This window comes from Xanthomonas sp. NCPPB 3174 (assembly GCF_056725205.1).
The window spans coordinates 3,989,969-4,008,767 of sequence record NZ_CM161517.1; the positions used below are offsets into that span (position 1 = coordinate 3,989,969).

At 70.0% G+C, this 18,799-nt stretch carries 14 protein-coding genes and 1 pseudogene; 5 read left to right on the forward strand and 10 right to left on the reverse strand.

Features of this window, described 5'->3' with window-relative positions; genetic code table 11:
* Nucleotides 1-33 precede the first annotated feature (33 nt).
* The 8 genes and pseudogenes from AC1PK7_RS17175 to ubiE all read right to left on the reverse strand — a co-directional run bounded on the left by AC1PK7_RS17175 (nt 34) and on the right by ubiE (nt 8,710).
* On the reverse strand, nt 34-2,049 hold the full coding sequence (locus tag AC1PK7_RS17175) for a methanol/ethanol family PQQ-dependent dehydrogenase (RefSeq protein ID WP_481098922.1): 2,016 nt from the start codon (nt 2,047-2,049) through the stop codon (nt 34-36).
* A 344-nt stretch (nt 2,050-2,393) separates the two neighbouring features.
* Nucleotides 2,394-3,032, reverse strand: a complete 639-nt coding sequence (locus AC1PK7_RS17180; RefSeq protein WP_010341919.1) for an HAD family hydrolase — start codon at nt 3,030-3,032, stop codon at nt 2,394-2,396.
* 5 nt (nt 3,033-3,037) lie between these two features.
* Nucleotides 3,038-3,757 carry a hypothetical protein gene (locus tag AC1PK7_RS17185; RefSeq protein WP_017910020.1) on the reverse strand — a complete coding sequence of 240 codons (720 nt, stop codon included), beginning with the start codon at nt 3,755-3,757 and terminating at the stop codon, nt 3,038-3,040.
* Complete coding sequence (locus AC1PK7_RS17190; RefSeq protein ID WP_481098923.1) at nt 3,754-4,737, reverse strand: alpha/beta fold hydrolase; 984 nt, start codon at nt 4,735-4,737, stop codon at nt 3,754-3,756. Before AC1PK7_RS17190 ends, AC1PK7_RS17185 begins: the two co-directional genes overlap by 4 nt.
* Nucleotides 4,738-4,770: 33 nt before the next feature.
* Nucleotides 4,771-5,121, reverse strand: coding sequence for a cupin domain-containing protein (locus tag AC1PK7_RS17195; protein ID WP_481098924.1), 351 nt, complete (start codon nt 5,119-5,121; stop codon nt 4,771-4,773).
* Nucleotides 5,122-5,539: 418 nt separating this feature from the next.
* Complete coding sequence (locus AC1PK7_RS17200; RefSeq protein ID WP_481098925.1) at nt 5,540-7,480, reverse strand: M1 family metallopeptidase; 1,941 nt, start codon at nt 7,478-7,480, stop codon at nt 5,540-5,542.
* 217 nt (nt 7,481-7,697) lie between these two features.
* A pseudogene (locus AC1PK7_RS17205) lies at nt 7,698-7,816 on the reverse strand (class I SAM-dependent methyltransferase); the annotation flags it as partial.
* Nucleotides 7,817-7,948: 132 nt separating this feature from the next.
* Nucleotides 7,949-8,710, reverse strand: coding sequence for a bifunctional demethylmenaquinone methyltransferase/2-methoxy-6-polyprenyl-1,4-benzoquinol methylase UbiE (gene ubiE / locus AC1PK7_RS17210; RefSeq protein WP_019801478.1), 762 nt, complete (start codon nt 8,708-8,710; stop codon nt 7,949-7,951).
* A gap of 111 nt (nt 8,711-8,821) precedes the next feature.
* On the opposite strand from ubiE, the gene AC1PK7_RS17215 reads away from it, so the two are divergent.
* From AC1PK7_RS17215 to AC1PK7_RS17225, 3 genes are all read left to right on the forward strand, one after another.
* Nucleotides 8,822-9,277 carry a nucleoside deaminase gene (locus tag AC1PK7_RS17215; protein ID WP_010341927.1) on the forward strand — a complete coding sequence of 152 codons (456 nt, stop codon included), beginning with the start codon at nt 8,822-8,824 and terminating at the stop codon, nt 9,275-9,277.
* 208 nt (nt 9,278-9,485) lie between these two features.
* Nucleotides 9,486-10,685, forward strand: coding sequence for an acetyltransferase domain-containing protein (locus AC1PK7_RS17220; protein ID WP_481098926.1), 1,200 nt, complete (start codon nt 9,486-9,488; stop codon nt 10,683-10,685).
* A 77-nt stretch (nt 10,686-10,762) separates the two neighbouring features.
* On the forward strand, nt 10,763-12,127 hold the full coding sequence (locus AC1PK7_RS17225; protein WP_420007807.1) for a DUF2252 domain-containing protein: 1,365 nt from the start codon (nt 10,763-10,765) through the stop codon (nt 12,125-12,127).
* Between the two features lie 173 nt (nt 12,128-12,300).
* Here the strand turns inward: AC1PK7_RS17225 and AC1PK7_RS17230 are convergent, their stop codons facing one another.
* Nucleotides 12,301-14,616 (reverse strand): DUF1631 domain-containing protein, encoded by a 2,316-nt coding sequence (locus AC1PK7_RS17230; protein ID WP_481098927.1) that lies wholly within the window; start codon nt 14,614-14,616, stop codon nt 12,301-12,303.
* Between the two features lie 214 nt (nt 14,617-14,830).
* The gene (locus tag AC1PK7_RS17235; protein ID WP_481098928.1) at nt 14,831-17,062 is read right to left on the reverse strand and encodes a DUF1631 family protein; all 2,232 of its coding nucleotides are present in this window, start codon (nt 17,060-17,062) and stop codon (nt 14,831-14,833) included.
* Nucleotides 17,063-17,217: 155 nt separating this feature from the next.
* Between AC1PK7_RS17235 and AC1PK7_RS17240 the strand changes: the two genes are divergently transcribed.
* Together AC1PK7_RS17240 and AC1PK7_RS17245 are read left to right on the forward strand one after the other, a co-directional pair.
* Complete coding sequence (locus tag AC1PK7_RS17240) at nt 17,218-17,793, forward strand: nitroreductase family protein (RefSeq protein ID WP_481098929.1); 576 nt, start codon at nt 17,218-17,220, stop codon at nt 17,791-17,793.
* A complete protein-coding gene (locus AC1PK7_RS17245) occupies nt 17,790-18,713 on the forward strand; it encodes a 5'-3' exonuclease (RefSeq protein ID WP_481098930.1) in 924 nt (307 codons plus the stop codon). The genes AC1PK7_RS17240 and AC1PK7_RS17245 overlap by 4 nt, the downstream gene beginning before the upstream one ends.
* Nucleotides 18,714-18,799 lie beyond the last annotated feature (86 nt).

Here is an 18,799-nt window from a genome sequence, read left to right on the forward strand (position 1 = left end):
CCCCGCTCGCACCCTGGACGCGGCGCCGCCGGCTCATCGCACCGTCTTGGCGGCGACCGCCGCGCTACCGCCACCGGCGGCCGCGGTGGCGGTCGTGGTGGGCGTGACGGTCTTGCCGGCGCCGTCGATGCGGAAGGTGTGCACCATGCCGCCCAACGGGATCTTGTCGAAGCCATTGCTGAAGGCCAGGCCGGCGGCACCCAGCGCGCCGTACGGATCGCCCGGATCCAGACCGGCGGCGACCGGCAGGCCGATCCAGCCGCCGATGCCCGAGAACACCGCCACGTACTGGTGGCCATTGGCCTTGTAGGCGATCGGGTTGCCGATGATGCCGGAGGGCAGCTTGGTCTCCCACAGCTTCTTGCCGGTGTCCTTGTCCACGGCGCGGAACCAGCCGTCCAGCGTGCCGTAGAACACCAGCCCGCCGTCGGTGACCAGGGTACCGCTCCACACCGGGAACTTCTCCTTGATCTCCCACTTGGACTTGCCTTCGACCACGTCGAACGCCTTGACGATGCCCAGCGCGCCGGGCTCGTTCGGCTTCATCATCACGTTGGCGAACACGTACGGCAGGCCCATCATGGTGTTGCCGCGTTCCTGCGGATCGAGTTCCATGTGCCAGTTGTTGGTGCCGCAGAAGAACACCGCCGAGTTGGCCGGATCCACCGAGCACGGCTGCTGGTCCTTGCCGCCCATCGCCGACGGGAACGCCTCGACCTTGCGGCCGCGCTCCAGCGGCGAATGCGCCGCGACCTTCACCGGGCGCCCGGTCTTCATGTCGATGCGCTCGGCCCAGTTGGCCGGCACGAACTTGTTGGCGCGCAGCAGCGTGCCGTCGCGGCGGTCGAGCACGTAGGCGAAGCCGTTGCGGTCGAACTGCACCACCGAGGGCACCTGCTTGCCGTCGATGGTCAGGTCGACCAGGATCGGCTCGTTGATGCCGTCGTAGTCCCACTGATCGAACGGGGTCTTCTGGTAACCCCACACCGCCTCGCCGGTGTCGATCTTGCGCGCGAACAGGGTCATCGACCACTTGTTGTCGTACTCGCCGGTGTCGCATTCCTTCTGCGTGGTCTTGCCGCAGCGGTACGACGGACTCCAGAGGCCGGGATTGCCGGTGCCGTAGTAGACCAGCTTGAGTTTCGGGTCGTAGCTGTACCAGCCCCAGGCTGCGCCACCGCCGCGCTTCCAGCCTTCGTCGGGATAGGTCTTCTGGCCGAGGTCGCCGAGCTGGCCGTGCTGCGGGTTGGCCTTGTTGAAGTCCGGGCCGAGGCAGATCTCCTTGTCGGTGCCGGTGGCCTCGCAGGACCAGGCCTGCTTGCCGTCGGCCAGCGCGTACGCGGCGACACGCCCGCGCACGCCGAACTCGTTGCCGCTGATGCCGGCCACCACTTTGCCGTCGGCGATGATCGGGGCCATGGTGATGGTCTCGCCCTTCTCGGGATAGGCGAGCTTTTGCTTCCACACCTCCTTGCCGGTCTTGGCATCGAGCGCGATCACGTCGCCGCTGAGGCTGCCGAACACCACCTTGCCGTCGGCATAGGAGGCGCCGCGGTTGACCGTGTCGCAGCAGGCCACCGCCACCGCGCGCTCGTCCTGCTGCGGGGTGTACTTCCACAGCACCTTGCCGTTGTCTTCCTGCGACAGGTCGATCGCGAACACGTTGTTCGGATAGGCGCTGACCATGTACATGGTGCTGCCGATCACCAGCGGCTGGCCTTCGTGGCCGCGGGTGGCGTCGGTCTTCATCTCCCACGACATCTTCAGGTTCTTGACGTTGTCGCGATTGATCTCGGCCAGCGGGCTGTGCCGGTTCAGGCCGAAGTCGCGACCGATGCCACCCCAGTTGTCGGGGTTGGCGGCATTGGTGGCGAACTCGCTGTCGGTATCGGCAACCGCGGCCGGCGCGGCAGCCGGCGGTTGCTGTGCGGCGGCGGCCGGTGCGGCCGGGGCCGGGGCCTCTTCCTGCTTCTTGCAACCCGCCAGCGCCAACGCAGTGGCCAGCGCGAGCAATGTACAAGCCTGGGTACGACGTGAATGACTGTGCATCGTTCTACTCCCCTCGTTGAAGAGCCGCGACAGCTGCACCTGGGTCGGCGTGTGCCACGGAACCTGAAGCGTGGGTGTCTACGAGCAACGTCCATGCCATCGCAGCGCTGCGATGCAACATCCCTTGACGCGCGGATCACGACGCCATGCGCCGCCCTGAAGGTGTCCATCCAGGCGTCCGCAGGCGTCTCGAGAACGTGACACTTTGTGCCACACCGTTGCATCGCCCGTGGCGCAGTGTGAGCACGCGCCTCGGTGGCACACCCTGCGCCATCCAGGCCCGTGCGTGGAGGCACGGCAGGGGAAGTGAGGCCGCGGCAGCCGTCAGCCGCCGCGGCGCGCGGTCAGTGCGGCTGCGGCCCGGCGCCGTCCTGCCACCACGCCAGCAGCGCGGCGCAATCGGCGAAATGCAGGTCGGCCAGCGCCGGCCAGGGGTTGTCCGGATGCAACAGCACGGTCGTCGCACCGGCGTGGCGCCCGCACTGCAGGTCGTAGGCGTGATCGCCGACCATCGCCAGCGCCTGCGGGGCCACGCCCCAGTGCTCGGCCAATTGCAGCAGGCCGCCGGGATGCGGCTTGGGCGGCGCCTCGTCGCGACCGAGGATGGTCACCTCCTCGAACAGATCGTCGACCTCGATCTCCTCCAGGGTCAGTTGCGCCAGCTCGCGCGCGTTGCGGGTCAGCACCGCCAGCCGACAATCGGCCGCACGCAGGGTGCGCAGCAGCGCCGGGGCGCCGTTGGCCGCGGTGGCCTCCTGGGCCAGCACGCGCTCGTGCTCCAGCAGCCAGGCGTGCTTGCTGGCGCGCTGCGCATCCGGCAACGCCGCCAGGTGCTGCAGGATGTCGGCCTGCGGCGGGATCTGCAGTTCGCGGCGGATCAGCGCGAAATCGTGCACGGCGCGGGTCAGCGTGCCGTCCATGTCGAACACCCAGTGACGGACCTGGCGCAGGGCTTCGGCTGGCGGCGGCGTGGCGGCGTGCATGGAGCTCAATCCCAGCCCGGCATCTGCGCGCCGTCCAGGCCACCGGTCTCGAACACCGCGGTGCGGGTGCCGCCGGCCTTCACCGGGAAGGTGATCTGCAGCACCGTGGTCTTGCGCGCCAGCTTCCACAGCGCCTTGTCGTCGCTGATGAACATGGCGATGGCTTCGTCGGTCTTGGGCCGCCAGGCTGCGGCCGCGTGCGGCGGCGCGTCGTCGGCCTTCAGTTCCACCTTGCAGCCACCGGCGCAGCGGAAATCGCCGGACTGCAGCACCAGATAGGCGCTGCGCTTCCATTCCGGGTGGTCGCGGAACACCAGTTGCACCGGCTTGGGCCCGCTGCCGTCCACGTCGACCTTGTCGCGGCTGTACAGCATCGCCGAGCGCTGCACGCCCTTGCCGGCCGGCACCTGCGAGTACTGCCAGGCCGCCTGCATGCGCCGCAGCTCGCGCGCCGCCTCGCCCTTGGCCTTGACCTCGGCATAGCCGGGCTGGATGCGTTCGGCCGCATCCGACCCGGGATACTGCTGCAGCAGCGCCGCGCCATGGATCCGCGCCAGGTCCCAATTGCCCGATTTCACCGCGGCGTCGTACTGCTTGGCCAGGTCGTCGGCCGCCTGCGCCTTGGCCTGCGCTTCGGCCGCGGCCTGCGCCTTGCGCTCGGCCTCGTGATCGCCGCAAGCGGCCAGGGCAACGGCGCACAGCGCGCCGAGCAGGATGCGTTTCATCGTGGGGTTCCTCGTTGGATCAGGGCGTCGATGGCCTGCGCGACCTCGGCGGGCTTCTCGACGATGGACATGTGGCCGCTGCCGTCCAGCAGCACCTGGATCGCCTGCGGCAGGCGTTGCGCGTACAGCGCCAGCGCACTGACGTCGATCACCGCGTCCTGCACGCAATTGAGCAGCAGCGCCGGCTGGCGGATGCGCGCGGCCTCCTCGAACGGCAGGAACGCCTCCTCGCCGCGGCCGATGCGCGCCAGCACCTGCTGCTCGAACGCGGCCTCGCGGCGGCGCCAGGCCACCACCGCCGGCACCGCCCAGCGCGGGATGTGCGGCTTGGCACGCTCGAGCAGGAACACGGTGTCGATGTAGCGCTGCAGCGATGCGGCATCGTGAACCGCGAACGGATTGTGCCCGTCCAGCACCGCCTGGCCGAAGACGTTGTCGGCGAAGCGCACGCCGGCGGCGTTGAACAGGCCGACCCGGTCGAACACGGCGGGATGGTGCGCCGCGGCCAGCGCGGCGATGCCGCCGCCCATCGAATGCCCGAGCAGCACGCATTCGCTGCCCGCACGGCGCGCGCACTGGACCGCGAACGCGGCCACGCGCTCGGCCTGCGCGACGAAACCGTAGTCCTGCCCGGCGATGCGCTGGCTCTCGGCCCAGCCGGGCAGATCCGGGATCACCAGGTGATAGCGCGTGCCCAACGCGCGCGCCAGCGGCAGCCAGTTCTCCTTGCTGCCGGTGAAGCCGTGCACCAGCAGCAGGGTCGGCGCGGCGGGATCGACCGCGGCGCGCACCAGATAGGTCCAGCTGTGTCCGGCGACCTGCGCCTGGCGCCGCTGCAGCCCGCTGCCGCGGCGCTGGCGCAGGCTCTCCAGGCGGACCAGCAGGAACGGATCGCGCAGCACCAGCAGCACGCCGACCAGCGTCGCAACCAGCAGCAGGACGCCGGCCAGCAACAGCCAGGCCATCGTCAGCACCAGCATGGCGACACCGGGAGGCAGGGACAGGTCATACGCTCACACCACCACGTCGGCTTCGCCGAGATGGAGGGCCAGCCACACGGTGGGCTGCCCGGGATCGGTAAAGGTCACCCAATGCGGCGTATCGGCCGGGATGAACAGATGATCGCCCGGCGCCAGCGCGACCTCGCGCTCGCACAGCGCCACCCGCGCACTGCCGCGCAACAGCAGCACCCACTCGTCGTGCGCCTGCACATAGGGCGTCTCCTGCGGCGTGGTCTGCCCGTGCGAGACGATGCGTTCGACGCGGCAACCGGAGCGCCGCAGCAATTCGGTGAAGATTTCGCCACTGCGCGCATCGGGCAGCGCGGCCAGCAGGGAACCGGACAGTGGATGCGCGTCGCTCATCTCAGGAGCACCTCGACACGCGCAGGCGATTCCGCTCGCATCGGCATCGGCACCGTCCTGCCGTGGCGATGGCGCTTGCAGCGGAGACCAGGGAGGCGGTGGCGAACGGGGTCATGCGCGCATGGACCGGGGACCATCGGGACTGCCGAGGATATCGCGAATGCGTGGCAACGGGTCGCTGCGCGCGAGCAGCGACATGTGTGGAATTCGTTAACGCCGCACTGGGCAGACGCGCGTCGTGCAGGACGCGCAAGCGATGCCGCGCATGCGCATCTGGCGCAACGTGCGCGCAGCGAACTGCTGCAGCGATCGCCGCTTTCGCATGGCGCGCCCGCCGCATCATGCAGGCCTCGCAAACGCACACGGCGCCGGGATCGCTCCCGGCGCCGTGTGCGCGGTCTTCAGCAGCAGACGCGCGTCAGTGCGCGGTGTTGCCGGCCTTGGCCTTGTCCAGCATCTCCTGCACCGACACCGTGGTGATCGGGTGGTAGCCGGGCTTGGCCTTGGCGAACACCTCCTCGGCGAAGGCCAGGCCGTCCGGCGTCTTCACCAGTTCGGCGTAGATCGGCAGGATCAGCTTGCGGCGACCGACGCGGGCGATGAATTCGCCGGCGGCCGGGCGCGCGTCCAGGTAGCCGCTGCGGATCGCCAGCGGATACCAGCGCATGGCGATCTCGCCATTGGCGGTGCCGGTGAAGTGGTAGGCGTCGTCGAGCTGCTTGAGCTGCGCCGGGGTGAGTTTGTCGCCCAGGCCGCTGAGGAAGCGCGTCCATTCCTGGGTGCTCCACGCATCGGTCACCTGCTTGCCCGGCAGCGTGCCGCTGCCGCTCCAGGCGATGCGGGCGGTGTCGACCATGGCGAAGTTGCGCGAACGCGCCTTCTGCGCGAACGCCGGAATGCCCGGCTCGTCCAGCCACGCATGCAGTTCCTGCGCGGTCACCGCGTTCGGCTTCTTGGACAGCAGGTGGGTCTTCAGGTACTCGACGAACTGGTCGGTGTTGGCGCTCTGGAACGCGTGGTCGTCGAACCAGCCGCGCAGGAACGGATCGAAGGTGTCGCGACCGAAGCGCTGCTCCAGGAACTGCAGGAACCATGCGCCCTTGACGTAGGCGACCTGGCTCAGCGCCTCGTCCGGATCGCGCTCGGTCAGCGCCGGCAGCGCCAGCGCCTGGTCGGCCGGGCTCATGCCCTTCAGTTCGGCCAGCAGATCGGTCTGGTCGATCTCGCGCTCCATCTCCGCCGCTTCCGGGCCGTACAGCGCCTCGGTGATGCGCGCCTGCACGTAGGTGGTGAAGCCTTCGTTGAGCCAGATGTCCTTCCAGCTGGCGTTGGTCACCAGGTTGCCGGACCAGCTGTGCGCCAGTTCGTGCGCGATCAGCGACACCAGCGACTTGTCGCCGACGATCACCGTCGGGGTGGCGAAGGTCAGGCGCGGATTCTCCATGCCGCCGAACGGGAACGACGGCGGCAGCACCAGCATGTCGTAGCGGCCCCAGCGGTACGGGCCGTACAGCGTCTCCGCGGCCACGATCATCTTCTCGGTGTCCTCGAACTCCTTGGCCGCCTTGTCGACCATCGCCGGCTCGGCCCACACGCCCGAGCGCGCGGAGATCGGCTTGAACACCAGGTCGCCGGCGGCGATCGCCAGCAGGTAGGACGGGATCGGCTGCGGCATCTTGAAGCGGTAGTCGCCGTTGCGCACCGCCTTGGGATCGTTGTCGGCGCTCATCAGCACCATCACGTCCGGACGCGAGACCACGTGCGCGCTGTAGGTGAAACGCACGCTCGGCGTGTCCTGCAGCGGCACCCACGAACGCGCGTGGATCGCCTGCGACTGGCTGAACATGAAGGGCAGCTTCTTGCCCTCGGTCATCGACGGCTCCAGCCACTGCAGGCCCGAGGCGGTCGGTGCGGTGTGGTAGGTGATGCTGATCTTCTGCGGCTGGGTCGGCGCCTCGATGGTCAGCTTGCTGCCGTAGATCTTGTCGGCCGGCGCCAGCGCGTACTGCAGCGGCGCCTCCTGTCCCTTGCCGTCGTCGGCCTGCACCTTCTCGATGGTCAGGTCGCGGGTATCCAGCACCAGTTGCTTGGCGCTCTTGTCCTTCCAGTCCAGCGTGTAGGTGGCGGTGCCGCCGATCTGCTTGCTGTCGAAATCCAGCTTCAGATCCAGCGCCAGATCCTTGATCACGACCTTGGACGGCTCGGCGTAGGAGGTCTCGTCGTGGCTGCGGTCGGCCGGCTTGGCCGCGGCGGGCGCCGGCTTGGCGGCAGGTGCGGCCGCATCGGGCGCAGGTGCTTCACGGGAACACCCGGACGCGACCATCGCGGCCAGGGACAACAACAGGAACGGGGAACGCATGGCGGACAGCACCGATTCGGGAAAACCCGAAGTTTACCGGAAGGCCGGGATTGGGGATTCGGGAGTGGGGATTCGTCACAGCGGAGCTGCTTCGCCGGCACCGTGGGACCGCGCGTCGGGACTGAAGTCCCTCCCACAAGGGCAGCCCAGCGCCCCGGTCAGCACCCGATCGCTCGCTTTTGCGATTCCCGAATCCCGAATCCCGAATCCCGGCTTCTCAGATCTTGTCGCCCGAATGGATTGCCACGATCCCGCCGGTGAGATTCTTGTAGTGGCTGCGGGCGAAGCCGGCCTCTTCCATCATCGCCTTCAGCGCCCCTGCGGCGTGTGCTTGCGCCGGCACCGAAGGACCGCGCGTCGAGACTGAAGTCCCTCCCACAAGCACAACCCAGCGCCGCGATCAGTCAGCACCCGATCGCCCGCCTTTGCGAATCTCCAATCTCCAATCCCGAATCCCCAATCCCGGCTCTAAATCCTATAGCCCGAATGGATCGCCACGATCCCGCCGGTGAGATTCTTGTAGTGGCTGCGGGCGAAGCCGGCCTCTTCCATCATGCCCTTCAGCGCGTCCTGCGGCGGATGCTTGCGGATGCTCTCGGCCAGGTACTGGTAACTGTCGGCGTCCCTGGCGAACAGCTTGCCCAGGCGCGGCAACACCTTGAACGAATGGAAGTCGTACAGCGGCTTGAACCAGTCGGCGGTGACTTCGGAGAACTCCAGCACCCGCGCCTGGCCGCCGACCTTGAGCACGCGGTACATCTCGCGCAGCGCCGCGTCCTTGTCGGTGACGTTGCGCAGGCCGAAGGCGATGGTCACCAGGTCGAAACTCTGGTCCGGGAACGGCAGCGCCTCGGCGTTGCACTGCACGTAGTCCAGGCCCGCGACCAGGCCGCGGTTGGTGAGGCGGTCGCGGCCCACCGAGAGCATGCCGGCGTTGATGTCGCCCAGCACGATCTCGCCGTCGGCGCCGACCCGGTCCTTCAGCAGCGCGGCGATGTCGCCGGTGCCGCCGGCCAGGTCGAGCACGCGGTCGCCCGGCTTGACCTGCGCGGTGGCGACGAAATAGCGCTTCCAGACCCGATGGATGCCCATGCTCATCAGGTCGTTCATCAGGTCGTAGTTGCCGGCGACCGAGGTGAAGACCTCGCCGACCAGCTTCTGCTTGTCCTTGGCGGCGACGTCGCGGAAGCCGAAATGGGTGGTACCGGTCTTGTAGGGGGATTCGCTCATGCCGGGATTATCGCACTGCCGGCCGCCGCGTGCCGGTGAAGCGCCGCCCGGGATGACAGCCGCCGGCCGCCTGGGCCAGACTGCCGGCCACTCCCTTCCCCCGGCCCTGCCATGCTGACCACGCCCGACTACCGCGCCCTGCTCGACACCGCCATCGCCGAAGCCCGCCAGGGCCTGGCCGAGGGCGGCATCCCGATCGGCGCCGCCCTGTACCACCGCGACGGCCGCCTGCTCGGCTGCGGCCACAACCGCCGCGTGCAGGAGGGCGACCCGTCCGTGCACGGTGAGACCGACGCCTTCCGCAAGGCCGGCCGCCAGCGCCGCTACAAGGACACCATCATGGTCACCACCCTGGCGCCGTGCTGGTACTGCAGCGGCCTGGTGCGGCAGTTCAACATCGGCACGGTAGTGGTCGGCGAATCGGTGACCTTCCAGGGCGGCATCGACTGGCTGCGCGAGAGCGGCGTGGAGGTCATCGACCTGCACAGCCAGGAATGCATCGACCTGCTCGGCGGCTTCATCGCCGCGCACCCGGACGTGTGGAACGAGGACATCGGCGAGGACTGAGCCTTGCGCCGCCGCGCCGGTGCAGGCGCGGCGGCCTGACGACGCGATCCGCGGACAGATACCCGCGTCCGCCAAGGATCGCGCCCTCGCCCCGTCTGGCGCGCGCCGCCGGCACGACCGGCCATCGCCCCGCGTGACCATCAGGGTCGCGACGGCGCCCGACGCGCAAGTGTTATATTGTTTCAATATTCGACACTCGCCGTCACGCATGCCACCCGCTGCTTCCGTTTCCGCCGCGCCCGCATCCTTCGTCCTGCCCGCCGTTGCCACGGCCCACACACGCCTGGCCTCGATCGACCTGCTGCGCGGCACGGTGATGCTGCTGATGCTGCTCGACCACGTGCGCGAGACCTTCTACCTGCACCATCCGGTCAGCGACCCGATGCAGGTGGAAGGCACCGCGCCGGCGCTGTTCGTCGCGCGCACCCTGGCCCACCTGTGCGCGCCGGTGTTCGTGTTCCTGACCGGCCTGTCGGCGTGGCTGTACGCGACGCGGCAAGCCGACGGCCGTGCGGCGGCCGCGAGCTTCCTGCTCAAGCGCGGCCTGTTCCTGATCGTGCTGGAGCTGACCCTGGTCAACCTGGCCTGGAGCGGCGCCTTCCCGCCGCAGGCGCTGTACCTGCAGGTGATCTGGGCGATCGGCCTGAGCATGCTCGCGCTGGCTGCGTTGCTGTGGCTGCCGCGGCCGGCGCTGGCGCTGCTGGGCGCGGCGCTGGTCGCCGGCCATCACCTGCTGGACGCCGTGCAGGTGCAGGGCGACGGCCCGCTCGCGGCCGCCTGGGCGGTGCTGCACGACCGGCGCTGGCTGGAACTGGGCGATCTGCGCCTGCGCACCTCGTATCCGGTGCTGCCGTGGATCGGGGTGATCGCGCTCGGCTACGCCGCCGGCCCCTGGTACGGCGCCGCCACCGACCCGGCGCAACGCCAGCAGCGCCTGCTGGCCTGGGGGCTGGGCGCGCTGGCCGGCTTCCACCTGCTGCGCTGGCACAACGGCTACGGCGATGCGCCCTGGCAGGCGCAGGACGACCTCGCGCATACCGCGATGAGCTTTTTCAACGTCACCAAGTACCCGCCTTCGCTGCAGTTCCTGCTGCTGACCCTGGGCGTGGGCCTGCTGTTGCTGCGCCTGTACGAACACCCCGCCGTGGCGCGCAGGCTGGCGCCATTGGCGGCGATCGGCGCGGCGCCGATGTTCTTCTACCTGCTGCATCTGTACGTGCTCAAACTCGCCTACCTGGCTGCGCTGGCGCTGTGGGGCGCCAACCACGGCGCCGTCTTCGGCGTGGACAGCGTGGCCGCGCTGTGGGCGATCGCCGCGGCGCTGGGGCTAGCCCTGTACTGGCCCACCGCCGCGTTCGCGCGGCTCAAGGCGCGGCGCCGCGACCAGGCCTGGCTGCGCTACTTCTAGGAGCGATGGGCGGTTCATCTGCGTGCAATGCGGGCGTGCTCGACTGCCGCTTCCCTCGTCCGCCCCGGAGACCCGCGATGTCCACCCGCCTGCCGCAGTTGCTGCTGATCGGCCTGACCCTTGCCGCATGCGCCGGGGGCGCGACGGCGGCGAGCAAGCGCGACGCCTGGGTGGTGCAGCAGATCCACGACTACAACCATCCCTACGCCGCGCAGCGCGCTGAGTTGGACACCAAGATGGCGACCATGGCCACCAGCGCCTACGCCTTCTACCGCGGCACCGACCACATCTTCTACCAGGACATGACGACCTTGCCGGGTTCGCTGTGGACCTCGCCGCAGACCGGCTACACCTGGCTCGGCGGCGACACCCACCTCGGCAACTTCGATGCGGCGCGCGACAGCAGCGGCAAGGCGGTGTTCAAGGTCGCCGACTTCGACGAAGGCCACCTCGGCCAGTACGTGTGGGACCTGCGCCGGCTGGCCGCGAGCATGGTCCTGGCCGGCCGCGACAACGGCCTGTCCGACAGCGACATCGGCGATGCCATCGACACCATGGTCGGCGCCTACCTGGACAAGATCGCCGATTTCCGCGGCAGCGACGCCGAAGCGAGCTTCCAGTTGAGCAAGCGCAACACCAGCGGCGCGGTGGCCAAGATCATCGACAGCGCCGACGGCAAGAGCCGCAGCAGCCTGCTGTCCAAGTACACCGTGGTCAACGGCGGCAAGCGCCAGTTCCAGGACCTGGACAACCTGGTCGCGGTGGACGCCAGCACCGCCTCGGCGGTGGCCGCGGCGATGAACGGCTACATCGGCTCGATCGCCGCGTCCAAGCGCTATGCGTCCAGCTACTACACCATCAAGGACGTGCGCCAGAAGCTGGGCTCGGGCACCGGCAGCCTCGGCCGCCTGCGCCTGTACGTGCTGATCGAAGGCGCGAGCGCGTCGACCAGCGACGACGTGATCCTGGAGTGGAAGCAGGAAGCGGCCAGCGTGGTCGCGGTGGCGGCGCCGTCGCAGATGCCGGCCTCCACCTACGACAACAACGAGGGCGCGCGGGTGGCGCGCACGGCGAAGGCGCAGACCATCGACGCCGACGTGCTGGTCGGCTACGCCAGCGTCAACGGCACCCCGTTCTACGTGCACGAGAAGTCGCCGTTCCAGCAGGACCTGGACCCGACCGCGCTGGACAGCGCCGGCAAGCTCGCCACCGCCGCCACCTACCTCGGCCAGGCCCTGGCCTCGGCGCACGCCCTGGCCGACCAGGACTACGACCCGAACGTGGTGCCCTACAGCATCGACAAGCAGATCGACCAGGCGGCCACCAGCAAGAGCGGGCTGAAATCGGAACTGCGCCAGTTCGCGTTCGACTACGCCGCGCAGGTGCAGTTGGATTGGCAGTCGTTCGTGGCCGCGTACAAGGCGGGCACGCCGCTGTATTGAGTTCGCAGTTGCATGCGGTCGACCATCCTGGCGCGGCGGCGCTAGCACGCGGCGTCTGTTGCGCGTCAGCGACCGCCACTGGCCGCCGATGACGCGCTTGCGCTGCCACCGCCACGCCTAGGAGAGAAGAGGCGCCACGCCGTCGCAGCGCAGGCGGGCGGCGCCAGCGCGCCTCAGTGCAAGGTCGGGCTGTGCGGATCCAGCCGATCGATGACGCCCTGCATGGCGCTGTCGAAGGCGCCGTCGTCCACATGCGCGCGCAGCCGGCCCAGCCGCACCATCACCGCCAGTTCTTCCGGCGAGGCCACGCAGAAGCGCACGCCGCGCCGGTTGACGAACAGCAGGCGCGACGAGATCGGGCTCACCCACGATAGCTTGCCGGCCTGCATCTTGCCGTCGCGGTCGACGAAATCCAGCCAGGTGCCGATCGGCATCGCGCGGAAGCGGTCGGCATCGGCGTTGTCGAAATCGTCCATGGTCTGCGGCGGCGCCACCTCCACCGGTTGCGCCTCCTGCACCGGCGGTTGCGGCAGCGCCACCTGCGGCAGTTCCGGCAGCGGCCGCTCCAGTTCCGGACGCAGTTCGGCCACCGCCTGCAGCGTGTCGTGCAGCGCATCGATCGCCGCGGTCGCCGCCTCGGCATGCAGGCCGACGCTGGCGAAGACCCGCTGCAGCGCGCCCTGCCAGGCCTGCAGCCAGGGCTTGCCGACGATGTGCCGCTGCGCCTCGGCGGCTTCCTCGAGCAGGCCGTCGGCCAGCGCCAGCGCATCGCGCACGCCGGGACCGCCCTCGCCTTCGCGCAGCATCGCCATGGTCAGGTGGTGCTGCCACGGCTGGCGCAGGAAATCCTGCAGCGCCTGCGGCAACTGCCGGCCCTGCAGGCGCAGCTGCAGTTCGGCCTCGGCGCGCTGCCGCGCCAGTTCCAGCTTCTCCTGGCCGCGCTGGGTCTCGGCGGCACGGCGCTCGGCGATCTCGATGCGGCGGCGGTGCTGCACCAGGAAATCGCGGAATTCCTCTTCCAGGGTCAGGAAGATCGCCAGGTTCTCGTTGAACTCGGCCACCAGCCGGTCGATGATCTCCTCGACCTTGCCCATCAGCACGCGCTCGGCCTGGCTCTCGCCGGTGTTGCCCTCGCAGGCCTCGGCCAGCGAGTTGAGCAGGCGCCGCGCCGGATGGGTCTTCTGCACGAACATGCGCCGGTCCAGCAGCGCGACCTTGACGAACGGCACCACCAGCCGGCCGATCAGTTCGCGCGAGCGGCCTTCCAGGTCGCGCTCGTCGAGCATCACATCGAACAGCATGCCGACCAGATCGATCGCATCCTCGTCGACCGGATCCAGCCGTGCATGCGCCGGGTCCACGCCGAACTGAGTGGCGTTGGACAGCACCTCGCTCTTGAGCCGCTGCGCCAGCGACTCGCTGTCGTCGCCGATCGCCGCGCGCAGGGTGGCGCTGGGCGTGGCCTGCAGCAGCGACAGCACCGACATCATCTCGCGCTGGCTCAGCGGCCGTTGCTGGCCGACCGCCGCGGTCGCCGCGGAGGTGGCGCTCTCGCGCGCGTTGCGGGTCTGCTGCAGCAGTTCGTGCAGCGCCTCCAGCAACACACCCTGGCTGCCGCCGGGCAGGCGCGCCTCGGGATCCTCATAGCGCTCGCCGGCCTGCAGACTACCGCGGCGCTCGGCCCAGCGGTTGACGAAGCGATTGGCCCAGGCCGGCGCGTAGTGTTCCTCGTCCTCGCCCAGCTCGGCGCCGATGCCGGCATCGGCCGCAGCGCCGGTGTCACGCGGTGGGCGCTGCTCCGGCGGCGGCGCGCGGCGCGGCGGCGGCGTGCGTGGCCGCGAGATCTCCGGCATCACCCCGGCCTGGGCGAGGCTGTCGTCCAGGTCCTGGTAGAGCTTGCCGACCCCGGCGGTGAAGTCGCGCTCGCACAGCTTGATCAGCACCAGCCGAACTTCCGGGGCCAGATCGCTGGTGGAGAAGGCAGCATGCACGGCCACGCCGATGTGTTCGGGGCCGATCGGGTTGGTGTCCGCATCCAGTTCCAGGCCGCCGGCGATCCAGCCCAGGCGCCGGTCGATGCGGGTCAGCACCGGCTTCCACTCGCGCAGCAGCACGCTGGCCAGGTTGCGCACCGCCAGCCGCGATTCCAGTTCGTGTTCGGAGATCAGGCTCAGGCCCTGCCCATAGCCGGCCAGGGCGACTTCGGCCGACAACGGCGCGCCGGCCTCCAGCGCCTCCCAGGCGGTATGCAGTTGCGCGCGGAAGCGCGCGGCGATCTCGTCGCGGCGGCGCCGCAACTCGCGCATCCCGTCCAGGAACAGCAACTGCGACGCACCGGCGCTCTCGGCGCGGTCGAACAGCACGTCGTCGAAGTGCGCCAGCGCCTCGGCGAAGGCCTGGCCCAGCACCGGCAGCATGCCCTCGCGCGCCTGCGTCAACAGGCGCGGGTCACGCGCCGGGTGTGCGTGCGGGCTGGGGCTGAAACTCATGCGCGACGGCTCCGCGCCATGGACGGCGCCAGATGGAGGAATGGTGGAGGACAAACAGACGCGGCCCCTGTTTCCGCTCCTGCATGGTAGGCAAGGTAGCTGAATATCGACCGTGACGGGCTACGCATTTCTCGCTCCAGAACGTGACCCCGAGCAGAATCGTAGCGGTCGGCAGCGTAACCGCGTGTGCAGCGCGGCCTGAATGCGCAACCGCTCAGGCCGCGACCGCCACCCGTTCCAGGCGGTCGACCACGCCCTGCATGGCGCTGTAGAAGGCATCGTCGTCGCGATGCAGGCGCAGCCGGTCCAGCCGCGCCATCACCGCCAGCGCCTCGGCCGAGGCGACGCACAGCCGCCCGCCACGACGGTTGACGAACAGCAGGCGCGCCGAGATCGGACTCACCCAGGTCAATTTGCCGGGTTGCACGCGGCCCTCGCGGTCGACGAAGTCCAGCCAGGTCCCCAACGGCAGGTTGCGGAAGTAATCGGCGGTGATGTGGTCGAAATCGGTGGCCTGGGCCGGTTCCGGCAGGGCCGGCACGGTCTCGGCGGCGGGCGGCTCGGGCACATCCACGCCCGTCGCGGGCAGCGCGGCCTGCAGCGGCCGCGCGTGCGCCAGGTCGTCCAGCGCCGTGTGCAGGGCCTGCCAGGCGGCTTCGGCCGCCGCCGCGTCCAGGCCGACGCTGGTCCACAGCCGGGTCAGCTCGGCATGCTGCGGCTGCAGCCAGCCCTCCGCCGGTGCCGCGCCGGACTGGGCCTGGCGGCACTGCGCCAGCACCGCATCGCCCAGCGCCAGCGCCGCGGCGAGCGCGCTGCCCTGGCCGTCGTCGCGCAAGGCCGACTGCTGCACGTACTGACACCAGGACTGGCGCAGGAACGCCTCGATGGGCAGCGGCAGGGCCAGGTCGTCGCCGGCCTGCTGCAGCAGTTCGTGCAGGGCCTGCGCGGCGCGCTGCCGGGCGACCTCCCGGCGTTCCTCCGCCCGCTGCAGTTCGGCCGCGCGGCGCTCGGCGATCTCCACCCGGCGCCGGTACTGCTCGTAGGCGCTGCCGAACTCGGCCTCCAGCGCAAGGAACACCGCCAGGTGCTCGTCGAAATCGCGCACCACCCGTTCCACCGCCGCCTGCGCCTGCGCCAGCAGCGCCTGCTCCGGGCCGGTGCTGCCGGCATTGCCGTCGCAGGCGTCGGCCAGCAGGTTGAGCAGGCGCCGCGCCGGATGCCCGTCGCGCACGAACAGGCGGCCGTCGATCAGCGCCACCTTGGCCATCGGCACCAGCATCTGCCCCAGCAGTTCGCGCTGCGCCGGCTGCAGCACGCATTCCTCGAGCATCACGTCGAACAGCAGGCCGACCAGATCCAGGGTGTCGGCATCGGCCGGGTCCAGGCAGGTGCTGGCCGGGTCCAGGCCGAGCGAGGCGCCGACCCCGGCGATCTGCCGGCGCAGGCCCTGCGCCAGCGGGCCGCCGTGTTCGCAGACCGCGGCGAATCCGGCCAACGGCATGGTCTGCAGCAGCGACAGCACCGACAGCACCTCGCGCGGCGACAGGCAGCGGCGGCCGTCGCCCGGGCCCGCCTCCGGCTGCGCCTCGTGCAGCAGCGCGCGCAACGCCGGCGGCAGCACCTCCTGCTCGTTGCGCGCGTGCGCGTCCAGCGCGCGCGCGGCACGGCGCTGCGCCGCCGACAGCGGCGTGGCGGTGTCCCAGTTCTCGAAGAAGCGGCTGATCCAGTCCGGCGCCGCCTCGTCCTCGCTCGCGCCCAGGCGCGGGATGGCGCGCCGGCGCGGGCGCCCGCTGGGCAGCGCGCGGGCGCGCGCAACCTCGTTCAGGCGCTGCTCCAGTTGCGCATACAGCTCGCCGACGCGCTCCTGCAGTTCCTGTTCGCAGATCTTGACGATCGCCAGTTGCACCTGCGGCGCCAGCACCAGCCCGTGCAGCGCCGCGTACACCGCCGCGCCCACGTGCTCGGGGCCGAACGGGTTGTTGTCGGCATCGATGCGCTGGCCGCCGGCGATGAAGCCGAGGAACCGGTTCAGCCGCATCAGCTCCGGCCGCCAGCGGTGCTGGATCGCGCCAGCCAGGTTGCGCACCGCCAGGCGCACGTCCAGTTCCTGCTCCGAGACCAGGCTGAGATCGCCGCGCTCGCGCGCCAGGCTGCGCTCCACCGACAGCGGACGGCCGGCTTCCACTGCCTGCCAGGCCTGGGCCAGGTGCGCGCGGAACCGCGCGGCGATCGGCTCGCGCTGCTGGCGCAACAGCTGGATCGCCTCGAAATAGTCGTTCTGCGCCGGCCCGGCGCGCTCGGCCATGCGGAACAGGGCCTCGGCGAGCACGTCCAGCACCTCGCCGAACGCGCCGGCGAGCGGAACCGACACCACGTCACGGACCTGCTCGAGCAGATCCGCGTTGCGGCTGGGCGACAACTCTTCAGCGTATTCAGCAAGGGTCATGGCAGTGTGATACGCAGGCGGCAGTGAGACCGACGTCAATTCGGAAGCTAGCGGCAGATCAGCAACGCAACGTGATTGTCCGTGTAACCGCGGCATCCGCTGCCGCCTGCGAGCGCCCGACTATAATTCCGCGCTCGCCCCACGGAATCGAGACTATGCGCACAATTCATTCGCTGCAAGCGCTGGATGCGCGCCGTTCAGTGCCATCCAAGCAGTTGGGCGAGCCGGGACCGGACGCGGAGACGCTGCTGGCGATGCTGCAGTCGGCAGTGCGTGTCCCCGATCACGGAAAGCTGGTGCCGTTCCGCTTCCTGCGCATCGCCGGCCCGGCGCGCCAGGCGTTGGGCGACATCCTCGCCGCGCGCACCCTGCAGCGCGATCCCGGCGCGGCACCGGCGGCGGTGGAGAAGGACCGCGAACGCTTCGCCCACGCGCCGCTGGTGATTGCGGTGATCGCCTGCCTGCAGCGCGGACACAAGGTGCCGGAGATCGAACAGTGGATGACCGCCGGATCGGTGTGCTTCGCGCTGCTGCAGGCGGCGCAGGCCTACGGCTTCGGCGCGCAGTGGCTGACCGGCTGGATGGCGTATGACGAAACGGTGACCGCGCGACTGGGCCTGGCCGAGCACGAGCATGTCGCCGGCTTCATCCATATCGGCACCGCCCGCCTCGACGCCCCGGAGCGCGAGCGGCCGGACCCACGCGCGCTGCTCAGCGACTGGACGCCGTGAACGCAGGCCTGCCCGTGTCGCGGCCGCTGTACCTGGTCGATGCCAGCCTGTACGTGTTCCGCGCCTGGCATTCGATTCCCGACGAGTTCCAGGACGCGCAGGGCTGGCCGACCAATGCGGTACACGGCTTCGCCCGCTTCCTGCTCGACCTGCTCGAGCGCGAGCGCCCGCAGCACATCGTGATCGCCTTCGACGAAGCGCTGGACAGCTGCTTCCGGCATCGGCTGTACACCGCCTACAAGGCCAATCGCGCGCCGGCACCGGACGCGCTGCGCCGCCAGTTCGCGCACTGCAAGGCGCTGTGCGCGGCCCTGGGCCTGTGCGTATTGGCGCACCACGACTACGAGGCCGACGACCTGATCGGCAGCGCCCTGCACAGCGCCCGCGGCAACGGCTTCCACGGCGTGATCGTCTCCGCCGACAAGGACCTGTCGCAGTTGTTGCTGGAGTTCGACGAACAGTGGGACTACGGCCGCGGCCAGCGCTGGGGCGCGGCCGGGGTCAAGGCGCGCCACGGCGTGCATGCGCACCAGATCGCCGACTACCTGGCGCTGACCGGCGATGCGATCGACAACATCCCCGGCGTCACCGGCATCGGCGCCAAGTCGGCGGCGATCCTGCTGGCGCATTTCGGCGACCTGGACACGCTGCTGGCACGGGTCGACGAAGTGGCATTCCTGCGCCTGCGCGGCGCCGCGCAGATGGCCGTGCGCCTGCGCGAGCAACGCGAACACGCGCTGCTGTGGCGGCAGCTGACCACCATCGCCCTGGACGCGCCGCTGCACACCGCCACCGCGGATTTCGCCCGCGGCGCGGCCGATGCCGACATGCTGCACGGCCTGTGCGAGGCGCTACGCTTCGGGCCGCTGACCCGGCGCCGGCTGCTGCAGGCCGCAGGCCTGGAGTTCGTGGCCGGCTGAGCGCCGGCCCCGCGTCGCGCCCGCCCACCGCTGGCCGCAGGGCACGCATCAAAAAAACACAGCACACGCTCTACACTGCACCGCAT

Coding starts and splice junctions, on each gene's coding strand:
- AC1PK7_RS17220 (WP_481098926.1), top strand. CDS start 9,486: ATGCCACCCGCTGCTTCCGTTTCCGCCGCGCCCGCATCCTTCGTCCTG.
- AC1PK7_RS17240 (WP_481098929.1), top strand. CDS start 17,218: ATGCGCACAATTCATTCGCTGCAAGCGCTGGATGCGCGCCGTTCAGTG.
- AC1PK7_RS17230 (WP_481098927.1), bottom strand. CDS start 14,616: ATGAGTTTCAGCCCCAGCCCGCACGCACACCCGGCGCGTGACCCGCGC.
- AC1PK7_RS17185 (WP_017910020.1), bottom strand. CDS start 3,757: ATGAAACGCATCCTGCTCGGCGCGCTGTGCGCCGTTGCCCTGGCCGCT.
- AC1PK7_RS17235 (WP_481098928.1), bottom strand. CDS start 17,062: ATGACCCTTGCTGAATACGCTGAAGAGTTGTCGCCCAGCCGCAACGCG.
- AC1PK7_RS17180 (WP_010341919.1), bottom strand. CDS start 3,032: ATGCACGCCGCCACGCCGCCGCCAGCCGAAGCCCTGCGCCAGGTCCGT.
- AC1PK7_RS17200 (WP_481098925.1), bottom strand. CDS start 7,480: ATGCGTTCCCCGTTCCTGTTGTTGTCCCTGGCCGCGATGGTCGCGTCC.
- AC1PK7_RS17175 (WP_481098922.1), bottom strand. CDS start 2,049: ATGCACAGTCATTCACGTCGTACCCAGGCTTGTACATTGCTCGCGCTG.
- ubiE (WP_019801478.1), bottom strand. CDS start 8,710: ATGAGCGAATCCCCCTACAAGACCGGTACCACCCATTTCGGCTTCCGC.
- AC1PK7_RS17225 (WP_420007807.1), top strand. CDS start 10,763: ATGTCCACCCGCCTGCCGCAGTTGCTGCTGATCGGCCTGACCCTTGCC.
- AC1PK7_RS17190 (WP_481098923.1), bottom strand. CDS start 4,737: ATGCTGGTGCTGACGATGGCCTGGCTGTTGCTGGCCGGCGTCCTGCTG.
- AC1PK7_RS17215 (WP_010341927.1), top strand. CDS start 8,822: ATGCTGACCACGCCCGACTACCGCGCCCTGCTCGACACCGCCATCGCC.
- AC1PK7_RS17195 (WP_481098924.1), bottom strand. CDS start 5,121: ATGAGCGACGCGCATCCACTGTCCGGTTCCCTGCTGGCCGCGCTGCCC.